The sequence below is a fragment of the Butyrivibrio sp. genome (assembly GCF_024699075.1).
This window is the reverse complement of the sequence record NZ_JAILQF010000264.1, coordinates 1-10,919: the sequence shown is the minus strand read 5'-3', so window position 1 is coordinate 10,919 and position 10,919 is coordinate 1. Positions and strand designations below refer to the sequence as shown.

General features: G+C 37.9%; 10 protein-coding genes and 1 pseudogene. 10 read left to right on the top strand and 1 reads right to left on the bottom strand.

Annotated elements, in window-relative coordinates; translation table 11 throughout:
• From K6G87_RS10970 to K6G87_RS10920, 10 genes are all read left to right on the top strand, one after another.
• Nucleotides 1-192 (top strand): DUF6462 family protein (locus tag K6G87_RS10970; RefSeq protein WP_296837009.1); only part of this gene is annotated, 192 nt, incomplete at its 5' end.
• Nucleotides 192-449, top strand: coding sequence for a DUF6462 family protein (locus K6G87_RS10965; RefSeq protein ID WP_334304867.1), 258 nt, complete (start codon nucleotides 192-194; stop codon nucleotides 447-449). The genes K6G87_RS10970 and K6G87_RS10965, both read left to right, overlap by 1 nt.
• Before the next feature lie 14 nt (nucleotides 450-463).
• Entirely contained in the window at nucleotides 464-1,252 is a 789-nt protein-coding gene (locus K6G87_RS10960) for a ParA family protein (protein WP_296837006.1), read from the top strand.
• A complete protein-coding gene (locus K6G87_RS10955; RefSeq protein ID WP_296837003.1) occupies nucleotides 1,245-1,838 on the top strand; it encodes a hypothetical protein in 594 nt (197 codons plus the stop codon). Before K6G87_RS10960 ends, K6G87_RS10955 begins: the two co-directional genes overlap by 8 nt.
• 2 nt (nucleotides 1,839-1,840) lie before the next feature.
• Complete coding sequence (locus K6G87_RS10950) at nucleotides 1,841-2,011, top strand: hypothetical protein (RefSeq protein ID WP_296837000.1); 171 nt, start codon at nucleotides 1,841-1,843, stop codon at nucleotides 2,009-2,011.
• Between the two features lie 765 nt (nucleotides 2,012-2,776).
• Complete coding sequence (locus K6G87_RS10940) at nucleotides 2,777-5,281, top strand: dynamin family protein (protein WP_296836997.1); 2,505 nt, start codon at nucleotides 2,777-2,779, stop codon at nucleotides 5,279-5,281.
• 2 nt (nucleotides 5,282-5,283) lie between these two features.
• Nucleotides 5,284-5,637 (top strand): hypothetical protein, encoded by a 354-nt coding sequence (locus K6G87_RS10935; RefSeq protein WP_296836994.1) that lies wholly within the window; start codon nucleotides 5,284-5,286, stop codon nucleotides 5,635-5,637.
• An 89-nt stretch (nucleotides 5,638-5,726) separates the two neighbouring features.
• A complete protein-coding gene (locus tag K6G87_RS10930; protein WP_296836992.1) occupies nucleotides 5,727-8,912 on the top strand; it encodes an ATP-binding protein in 3,186 nt (1,061 codons plus the stop codon).
• Nucleotides 8,913-9,836, top strand: a complete 924-nt coding sequence (locus K6G87_RS10925) for an HNH endonuclease (RefSeq protein WP_296836989.1) — start codon at nucleotides 8,913-8,915, stop codon at nucleotides 9,834-9,836.
• A gap of 16 nt (nucleotides 9,837-9,852) precedes the next feature.
• A complete protein-coding gene (locus K6G87_RS10920) occupies nucleotides 9,853-10,308 on the top strand; it encodes an SMI1/KNR4 family protein (protein ID WP_296836987.1) in 456 nt (151 codons plus the stop codon).
• A gap of 409 nt (nucleotides 10,309-10,717) precedes the next feature.
• On the opposite strand, the pseudogene K6G87_RS10915 reads toward K6G87_RS10920, so the two are convergent.
• Nucleotides 10,718-10,919, bottom strand: a pseudogene (locus tag K6G87_RS10915) (hypothetical protein); the annotation flags it as partial.

Sequence of the window (10,919 nt, the reverse complement as noted above, 5' to 3'; positions counted from 1 at the left end):
AAAGGAAGAAAGAAAAGATACACCACTTACGGTCTCGGTGCGGGAATGTATTCGCTGAACTATTACTCATTTGTGAGGCTTTGCAAAGAGGCCGGTGCCAATATTCAGATCAAGAAGAAAGTGGTTGTCGATCTGGATATTCTGGATGCATATCTTGAATCTGCTATTGATATGGAAGGAGGAAATGAATAATGCGAATGAGAGGAATGTCAAGCGACCCTGTTAAACAGGAAAGGATCGATCAGGTTTTAAAGTCTGTTCCAGGCGGAAAAAAGAAGTGGGTGAGATACGACGAGGGCGCAGTTCTGTATTCTATGGGAATTCATGCGTTTACGGAACTTGCAAAGGAAGCAAAGGCAATATATCGAATTCGAAGAATAGTGCTTGTAAACACGGAAAAGCTGGATGAATACATTGAAATGATGTACGGCGATCCGGATAGTGATTAAGGAGGGCAAAGATTATGTGTAAGGTTATAGCGGTTGCAAATCAGAAGGGTGGGGTCGGAAAGACCACTACAGCTGTAAATCTTGGGATTGGACTGGCTGCAGAGGGAAACAAGGTTTTATTGATCGACGGAGATCCCCAGGGTTCCATGACGATCAGCCTGGGATACAGGGAGCCTGACCGGCTTGAATATACTTTGTCCACTCTGTTGTCAGAAGTGATGGAGGAGAAGAAGCTGTCTATCACACAGACTATCATTCAGCACGATGAAGGCGTGGATCTTATTCCGGCCAATATCGAATTGTCAGCACTTGAGATCAATCTGGTTAATGCTATGAGCAGGGAAGTCATGCTCAGGAGCATCGTGGAATATCTCAAAGCGGAATATGACTACAAGTATATCATCATCGACTGTATGCCTTCTCTGGGAATGCTTACGATAAATGCCTTGGCCTGTGCGGACAGTGTTCTGATCCCGGTCCAGGCGGCGTACCTTCCTGTGAAGGGTTTAGAACAGCTCATCAAAACCATTGGCCGTGTTCAGAGGAGACTTAATAAGGACCTTTGTATCGAAGGGATATTGCTTACAATGGTGGATGCCAGGACGAATTATGCCAGGGATATTTCACAACTGGTTATAGATACGTACTCGAATCATATCGGAGTATTTCATACCTGCATCCCTCTTTCGGTTCGTTCGGCAGAGATCAGTGCTGAAGGATCCAGTATTTATCAGTATGATCCGAAAGGAAAAGCTGCTAATGCTTATCGCACATTGACAGAGGAGGTGTTGGATCGTGGCTAAGAGAGTTGGACAGAAGATCAAAATGACATCCATTGATGAATTACTCTGTGTTCCTTCAGTAGCCGGTTGTGACGAGATCGAGGTTGCAAAGATCCGGCCGTTCAAGGATTATCCTTTCAAGGTTTTGGATGATGAAAAGATGCATGAACTTGTGGAAAAGGTTGGAGAAAGCCGCGGACAGTTGCATTGGTATCTTCGCCTGGTAGAACTCATTCCTCCAATTTTGGAATTGGTTGATAAGAAAGACTTGGCACTTGTTACAGCAGTGGAAGTTTCTTTTTTAGACCAAGAAATTCAGCAGATGCTTTACGAGTACATGTGTGAGAATGAAATCTGCAAGACATTTCAGATCTTTGCATTGAGAGATTATCTGAAGGAAAACGATACCATCACAAAGATGGAACTCATGAGGATCTTGAATGAGAATGCTCCCAAGGATGAGAGCAACAGATTTCAACAGCTCACGATCACGAAGAAAAAGTTGCAAGAGTACTTCCCGGTATTCTATACAAAATCACAGATGGAAAAGGTTCTTTATCAACTGCTTGAAGAATGGAAGAAACAGAATAATAAGTCGGAGGGATAAACATGTTTTTGCTGAGAATGTATTTAAAGATATTACTGGCACCGGTATCAATGGCACTTCCTGCAGCAAAGGGAGTGATCCACCTGGTAATAAATCTAACATCAGCAGTAGTTGGACTATTTCTACTGTATGTTGGACCTGTATCGGTCTACTGCCTTGTGGCACAGAGATAGACGGATCTTCTTTATTGTTGGCGTCGCAGTTATCGGTATTCTCTTTTTGGTGGTGATTCTGGAGGAGACGATAGATGGTCTGAGAGAGAAGATAAGAGAGATCTAAGCGCAATGGCTGTAGAGGGTAGCTACGATGTGTGGTTACCATCTATTTTACTTTGGGAGGATTATTGGACACGTTGGGTGATATTCTGATGATGGTAGTTCAGTCCGGTTGGCCTGGGTGAGTTTAAAAATATAGAAATTGGAAGTAGAATAATGGATATAAATATGCACAAAAATCAGTTGCACATCAACGATAAAGTATACAATATCCACAATGACTTTTTGACAAATTTCGCTTTTGGGTATAAGATATATTATATTATTTTATATTGTTTTGTACAATTCTTAGCAGGAATAAAAATGATTGAAGGATATTTGACAATTAAAGATATAGCAGAAAAATGGGGAGTCACGAGAAGACGAATTCAAACTTTATGCTCTCAAGGAAAGATTGAGGGGCAACGAGGTTTGGGAATGTATGGGTGATACCAGCGGATTCAGAAAGACCAGTAGATAAAAGAATTACTACTGGAGAGTATAAGAATTGGAGAAAAAAGACCAAAGAATAGACAGGATGACAGAATATGTCTGTATGGTTTGCTAATCTAAAAAAATTATTATGTGAAATTACAAATACTTAATCGGCGATAATAAAAGAGCGGAATAAAAGAACAACAAAAAACGATAAGTGTTTGGAGATATAAGTGTAACGAGGTGACTATGATGGAGAAAAACTGTATCAAGATCTGTAGTAATCCATATAAAAAGCATATTTATTACTATTGGTATGAAGAAGATGGTTCTTGGAATGATATGGAAGAAATGGATGATTCTCCGTTAAATGACAAGCGCTTTATTTCTTTACCTATTTCCCATAATGCATATGATATGTTAAAAATCATTACTGAAAAGCTGTATAACCCGACAGTTGGGTTGAAACTAATTTTTGAGGGTACAGATGATGATTTTGCGGATCTTTCTTCTGTAAGAGAGTTATATTATTCAGAATATGACATAGACCTCGAGCGGGGCATTAAAATAATGAAACCGGCAAAAGAGGTTATGCCACAGATAGAAGATTCATATTCGAAACTAAAAAAATTCTTTGAGGAGTATCCAGACTCCAATACAGAAGCGGTTGTAAATAAGTATATGGATGCAGTTAAACCAGAGATTGCCCTTTGCGTTATGGGCTTGTATAGCTCTGGAAAGTCAGCATTTATAAATAGCCTTATTGGTCGCGAAATTCTTCCGAGCGACTCTGACCCAGCTACTGCAAAGATCTATAAGATTAGAGAAGCTGACAAGCATTTGATTGTTTTTCGGTTTCATGGAGAAGAGTTTCGAATTGAATTTGGTAAGAAAAAATGGAAAGCAAATAAGAATCCTAATAGCGATATAGTTAAGCTTATCTCTGAAACGATAGCTAAGCATTCCCCCGAGTCTGAAAATCAGTATTTATATTGGACCTTATATGCTTTGAATGAATTTGCAAAAAAAGAAGGAAGAGAACGACATGATGAATTGTTGACTTGTGCTGAAAAACACTTGTCAGGTGCAGAATTAAAAACGATTAAAAACGATGAAGAAAAGATAGAATGTCTTTTAAGAAAACATCGTATAAAAGATTTGCTCAGAAAAAAAGAATTAACGCCAAATAAGTTGGATGATGTTATTGAAGTATATGTTTCATTTCACTCATCTTATTTGCCGTTGGGAAAATTTAAATTCGTTATATATGACACTCCAGGATCTAATTCTGTAATGTTTCGAGAACATGCTGATATTTTGAAAGATTCTCTAGAACAGCAAACAAACGGTTTGCCGATATTTGTAACAAATCCAGATAGCATGGATGAGACTGATAACAATGATATTATGTCCATTATCAATGAGATGGGTGGGGCGTTAGATGTTTCCAACATGATGTTGGTTGTTAATAAGTCGGATGAAAAATCGGGAAGTACACTTAAGAAAAAGATTGAAAACAAAGATAATTTAGTTTTGACAAAATGGAAGGCGAGTCGCGTCTATTTTGTTTCATCAATAGTTGGATTAGGAGGAAAGAAGGACAATCCTGAAAGTGAAGATGAGTGGATTGACGAGGAATACTACGCAATCTTCAACCAAAAGATGACTAACTTTGAAGACCCCAATAGTAGATGGTATCTGAGGCTCTTTGAATACAATATTGTTCCTAAAGATGCACAAGAACGTATTAGCAAAAGAATCGAATCGATTGGAAAAAAGGAATTACTTCTTTGGAACAGTGGTATTCCCTGTGTTGAAGAAGAAATAGGTATATTTGCGCAAAAGTATGCTTTGTACAATAAATGTTCGCAAGCAGTTCAGTATTTAGTGGAGGCGGTTAAGCTTGTGGAAGAAGATGTATGTGAAGCGGAAACCAAGGCTGAAGGAATAAGAAAGAGCGTTAAAGGTAAACTTGACAAGAAGAAACAAGCACTTATAGAGAAACTGCAAAAAGAATGTGATAATAAGAAAATAGAATTCACAACCGGTTTTGTTAATAATGCTGAGAAAAAGAAGGTAGCTTCTAAGTATTTGGATGAAGAGAGAATCCGAAAAATAGTAAAAAAAGCGCTTAATTCAAGCCCAGGAAAAACAAATTTTGAAAAACTGAATCCGTTTAGTAAAGAAATTGAGAAGAATCTACAAAGTGATATGAAGGCCTATTCAGATGAGGCAAGTAAGATTACATGGGATTATTGGGAGAAGCGTGCAGGCGAATTAAGAGAAATCCTAATGAGGATCGTTGTTAATAGTGATGCATTAACGGATGAAGAAAAGGAGATACTGAAGAAAGTATTGCTGAAGGTTAAGAATGTATCAAGTGCACATAAAGCGCTTAACATAGAAAACACTACGGCAGTTGAAAAAAAAGGAAAGAAATTTTTATGGATATGGGATCTGACGAAAATTAATATAACAAAGTCTATAGACAAATATCGTAATTCGTTATATGTAGATATCTCGGAAAGCAACAAAAAGGTTATCGGTGAAAATGAAAAATCATTTAATGATTGGGTTAAACAATTGTTAAATGAGTTGGATTCAGTGGTTTCATCATTCAATCCGGAACTTGTGGAGTTGACAAAGGCGTTAAATGAACAAATTGGCATTATTGACGCTAAGCGAAAGCAACAAGAATATATAAATGAACAAATTGATACTATAGAATCGTTAATGGACTTTGAGGAGGTGTAATTATGACTGGATCAGAGGAACAAATGAGATTAGTGACTAAAATTTTGAAGGGTGAAATACGAACTCCGGAAGTTGAAAAGGAACTTGATAGGATTTCAAAACAATACGGAGATGATTGCTTTAATAGTTATGAGGTTCATAAGAAAGCAAAGCCGTGGAAAAAGGATTATCTTGATGAGTTAGAACTTCTCGGTACTTCTGGAGCATCATCCAAGGAGTATTACTTGCATCTCGCAGAGGTTAGTGATTATCTGCGGGATCGAAGTAGGTCGAACGGAAATAAAGTATTATTTGTTGTTATTGGTATAGTTGTTATTGCGTTGGTCGCAGTAATTATATGGAATATAAATAAATAAGTATGTTTTGCCTATGTTGTGTGCTGAATGACTAATATTCTAAGCAGATATGTACTGAGACTGCCGAAAGAACATTTGAGGTGAGAAAAATGGGAAAAGATAGAAAGATAAAACAGAAAATGAATGAACTTGATAGTAAAATTCAGGAGAAAGAAAAGAGTTATCTTGCCAATCGAAGTTCATTTGGTCAAGGGCAGAAGAATGCTATAGAAGCAGCTAAAAAACGGTATTTTATTGAAAAAGATTCTGAGATTAACACACAAAAAGCGTTGGGCGCTTTGGGTATCAAACTATATAATTCGTATTTGCCCTACATAAGAGATGTATATACTCCAGTATATGATATTCCAGAAACTTTTAGGGAAGCTGATAGGATTGTATATTTTGAGATTACACGTTGGGTGAATGACACTGAAGAGAAAAATATTGATAAACTGATAAACGTGTATCAAGTTCTTTCAGGGGAAACCTGTAGCATAGCACTAATATATGATAGGAAAATAGATCATTGTGTAGTTACTATGGCAATAGCAAATACAGGAAAACAAAGTCTATCAAACATTGCTAGGGATTATCGAGACAGAGTAATAAAAGCAATAAATGGTAATTTCCCTGGCGCGGAAATAAGGGAAAAAGAAGAAGGTGACGAAGGGTTTGGCTTTGGCATTCCTCAGTGTCTTCAGGATTTAGTGAAATATAAAGATGATGAAGATAAGGGAAGTGAAGTCGATAATTCTGAATCAGTTGCGATAGTATCAAATCTTGCCACGGATAAGTCAGAAGATTTTATTAGCCAAAGCATGGAAAAATTACTTGATGGTATAGTACCAAAAAGTGAGGATGAGGAGTATAGACTGATTCTTTTGGCATGCCCTACTGATGATGTTGATTCTCAAAAGATTACATTGTTTGACATGTATAACGCATTGTCGCCATATGCATCCTGGCAAGAATCTATTTCAATAAATGAGAATACTATCATCAGTGCAGGAAGCTCATTAGGAAAATGCATTGGAGTAAATGCTGAATTTCATGCGGGTACACCTTTTGTTGGTGGTGGCGTAGGAGTGAATTTTGGTGCTAACTTTGGAAAAACTGCAAACCAAAGTGAAATGGTAGGGAAGAATCAGGGTGAAACAAAAACCTGCACAAACTACGCAGTTAAGCATAGTTTAGAATTACTTGAAAATCAGATAAAGAGATTGGAAGAATGTTCTGCACTTGGAATGTGGAAGTTCGCAGCATATGCTGTGTCCAGAAGTGCGGTCATAGCTAAGAATGTTGCAACGATGTATTTGGCCTTGACACAGGGGGAAACATCGTATATTTCTCAAGCAGCAATTAATTACTGGAATGGCACCAAAGACAAAGACAAGACAGCTGTAATTTTAGAAACATTGAAGAGAATACAACATCCAGACTTCGTACTTGATACAAAAAAATGCGAAGAGAATGACGGCTTGTTAATGTTTCCGGAAGTAACAACTCTTTCTACGATTATTTCGGGAAAAGAGTTGGTTCGAGCACTTAATTTTCCAAGGAAGTCTGTTGCTGGCTTTCCAGTAATAGATAGTGTTGCTTTTGGTCGGGAAACGCAGAAGTTTTCAATTTTTGATGATAGTGGCAATACCATGGACGCGGTTCCGGATATAGATAGGAATGACGATGCCATAAGTATAGGTAGAATTGTTCATATGTATCGCGCTGAGAACCGAATAGTAAAATTGGATGTGAATAGTTTGGCTTCTCATGTGTTTATAACTGGATCAACAGGAACTGGAAAATCTAATTCTATATATCAGATAATTAAGGGATTAAGCGATTTAGGACGAAAATATCTTGTGATTGAGCCGGCAAAGGGCGAATATAAGATGGCATTTGGAAAGGATTGTAAGGTATATGGTACAAATCCAAAAATTTCCAGTGTACTTCGAATAAATCCTTTCTCGTTTCCTGTAGGAGATGGAGTAAAGAAGCCAATACATGTATTAGAACATATAGACCGTTTAACGGAAATCTTGAATGCATGTTGGCCAATGTATGCGGCTATGCCTGCAGTGCTTAAAGATGCAATCGAAAAAGCTTATGTAGATAAAGGGTGGAATCTGTATTCAAGTGATTGTGATCCTTTGAAGTTTCCTACTTTTGATGATTTGTTAGCCACTTTGCCAGAAGTGATGAAGAGTTCTCTTTATTCAGAAGATACGCAGAGCGATTATGCTGGAGCTCTGGTAACGAGAGTTAAAGCGTTAACTAATGGTATAAATGGTCTAGTTTTGTGCGCTGAAGAAGAACTGTCTGATGCTGAATTATTTGAAGAAAATGTGATTGTAGATATTAGTCGTGTAGGATCAACAGAGACCAAAGCATTGCTAATGGGAGTGTTGATAATGAAACTTCAGGAATACCACATGAGTTCATCTGGTATAAATGAAGATTTGCAGCATGTTACGATTCTTGAAGAGGCACATAATCTGTTAAGAAGGATATCTGTGGGACAAGGTCAAGAGAGTGTAAATCTTCAGGGCAAATCTGTTGAGATGCTGACAAATTCTATAGCCGAAATGCGTACCTATGGAGAAGGCTTTATTATTGCAGATCAAGCACCAGGATTGTTAGATGAAGCTGTAATAAGGAATACAAATACAAAGATAATATTACGATTACCTGATGCAGAAGATAGGAGACTGGTAGGCAAGGCTGCAGCTTTAGACGATGCCCAAATAGAAGAACTGGCAAGGCTTCCTAAGGGAGTTGCAGCGGTATATCAAAATGATTGGGTAGAGGCTGTGCTATGCAAATTTGAACGTTTTGAATGTGATTATGAATATGAACCTGAGAATATAGAAATGCCGAAACAGAGTAGGCCTACTAATGAATACTTTAAGGTGTTGTTCCGCGTTGTCGACAACAGAGAAATTAATTTAGAAAATGTAGATGATATCATTAATTGGATTGACAGGTTAGCACTGCCTTCTTCAACGAAATCAAAGCTTAGGAAAGTTTTGATGAATGAAGAGTTATCTGATAGTGAGATGAAAGCCGTGGCATACAATTTGTTTGATGGTAAACGTATGGCTAGATGCTTAATGGATAGCATAGATGCAGCTAAAGGAATAGAAGAGGCTGATGCAAAAATCAAAAAGCTTTATGATATAGATGATGATCTTGTGGTCGTGATTCGTCAACTAGTTCTCCAGTATATTGTAGAACATATGAAAACAGATTCTTTTTCAAATAGATATCTCGAATATACAGGAAGGAGGGGGATGTAAGTGGCGATAGAGTCAAACATCCATCGGAACAGAAATTTAGAAAGCATAAATACAGAAAAGCAGATAAAAAATGAAACGAAAGACCTGCCGGAGATTGATTATATAAGAGAAGATGTAAATGACTTACCCAAGGTTGAGGATGAAGGTGATGAAATTCAAAATCTTCCAGAGGTTGATGACGAAGAGGATGATGTTGAGAAACTTCCTGAGATTGACGATGATGGCGACGAGTCGGAAGATATGCCTGAAGCAGATGATGAGGGGGATGAAACTAAGAACTTACCCGATATAGACGAAGATACTCTGCCGGTGGAATCTTCGGAGGCTGATCAAGAAAAAGAGACGGATGAAGAGCGCGAATTAACAGAGGAAGAAAAGCTTGACAAGTTAAATAAATACTTAAATGGAGAGTTAAGCTTTGAGGATGTAAAAGAGATATTGGCCGAATACTATGCAAAAGCGGTAAATTCCAATAAACCATGGACATGGGATGAAAATGTACCAGGTGGTGATGCGCTTTCTGCAAAGCAAAAGAAGGAAATTCGAGAATATGCGAGAGAAAAAGGATGGGTACCGACAGTTCCTGTTCGAGAAGAAAATGGAAAAACGTACGCAGATTTCTCAGAATATGTGGCCTTTGAAACCGCGCTTGATAAAGATGATTGGAATAAGACGGATAGAGAGCAGTTTGATAAATGTAATCAAGCCCTAAAAAAGGCGATTAAAGAAAATCCTGATTTGGCAAAACAGTTTACTAAGGAGCAACTAGAACAGATTATGAATGGTGAAACTCCAGATGGATATACCTGGCATCATTCTGAAAAAGACGGAACGATGCAGCTAGTACCCTTCGGGGTTCATAATTCTACAAATCATCATGGAGGAAGAAGTGAGGGTGAGTGGGCTGATGCTCCACGTAATTGATTAAAGGAGAAAAGGCATGATATTTTGTGATTCAATTATAAAAGAAAATATAACAGAAGAATTAATGAAAAAAAGGGAGACTGTTTGGCGCAGAGAACTGCCAAAGTCTTTTAAAGCTTTTATCAAGAAAAATAATGGTGGTATACCTACAGAGAGAATCATTATAAAAGGTACCTTTTTTGTTGAGCGTTTCTTTGGAATGGTATCGAATGTATCAGAATCAAAAGACGGGGTTTATGATATTAATTATATCATTTCTAAGAATGATGTTTACATGGTTTTTGACGAAGATACAGTAGGGACAGACTTGATACCGTTTGCTCAGCTTAACCATGATGCTATGCTTTGCTTATGTTACAAAAATGATATACCGTCTGTTGTCATATGGAGTATGGATGGCTCATTGGAATTCAATCCTAATGTGGAAACGGTATTCGAATCATTTGATGCGTTTCTCGAGGCATATAAATGAGCAAATAGTACAAAAATAGTACCGTTTTAGTATTTTTTTTATTTTATCTGTGTTATATTTACAATGGACAAAGCGAACGGGAAAACAAAAAACACCCGAGCCGCCGAGTCCATTTTCTTTATCTCTTTTCGGAAAAGTGTTCCTGATGTCCTCTGTCTACCCGAGATACAAATGGCATTGCGGTCTTGAATTAATACGCTTTTTATATTACTTTTTAGTTAAGAAGCACCGCCGTCAGACAGGCTCCCGTTCATCTCCGGATGATCAGCTCCTATGTTGGTAAGGGCTTCTTTTTTTCTTAAACCCACAATTCCGAAAAGGGATTTTTCTTTTGCAAAAGAATAATGAGAGTGAAGAGCGTCTGCTCATGATCGTGAATGCGGTTGTGAGACAGGCGCTTTTTTCATGATCAGAATTCACAGCGGCAGGGAAGACGTTTTCGGCCAGCACACAAAGGAGACCACCGGAAGTATGCCTCAGGCTGGTCAAAGCCTGCATTCCGGATAAGACGCTTGAGGCTGTTTGATTTCCGGTTGGCATACTCGATATCTACAAGCATACCTAAACGGTCTTCAAAAGAAACATCCTTCATTTTAGGATCATCGCGTTGT

Bases quoted from the DNA above. Each gene is read 5' to 3' on its own strand.
- K6G87_RS10930 (WP_296836992.1), top strand. From the start codon at position 5,727: ATGGGAAAAGATAGAAAGATAAAACAGAAAATGAATGAACTTGATAGT.
- K6G87_RS10965 (WP_334304867.1), top strand. From the start codon at position 192: ATGCGAATGAGAGGAATGTCAAGCGACCCTGTTAAACAGGAAAGGATC.
- K6G87_RS10940 (WP_296836997.1), top strand. From the start codon at position 2,777: ATGATGGAGAAAAACTGTATCAAGATCTGTAGTAATCCATATAAAAAG.
- K6G87_RS10960 (WP_296837006.1), top strand. From the start codon at position 464: ATGTGTAAGGTTATAGCGGTTGCAAATCAGAAGGGTGGGGTCGGAAAG.
- K6G87_RS10920 (WP_296836987.1), top strand. From the start codon at position 9,853: ATGATATTTTGTGATTCAATTATAAAAGAAAATATAACAGAAGAATTA.
- K6G87_RS10950 (WP_296837000.1), top strand. From the start codon at position 1,841: ATGTTTTTGCTGAGAATGTATTTAAAGATATTACTGGCACCGGTATCA.
- K6G87_RS10935 (WP_296836994.1), top strand. From the start codon at position 5,284: ATGACTGGATCAGAGGAACAAATGAGATTAGTGACTAAAATTTTGAAG.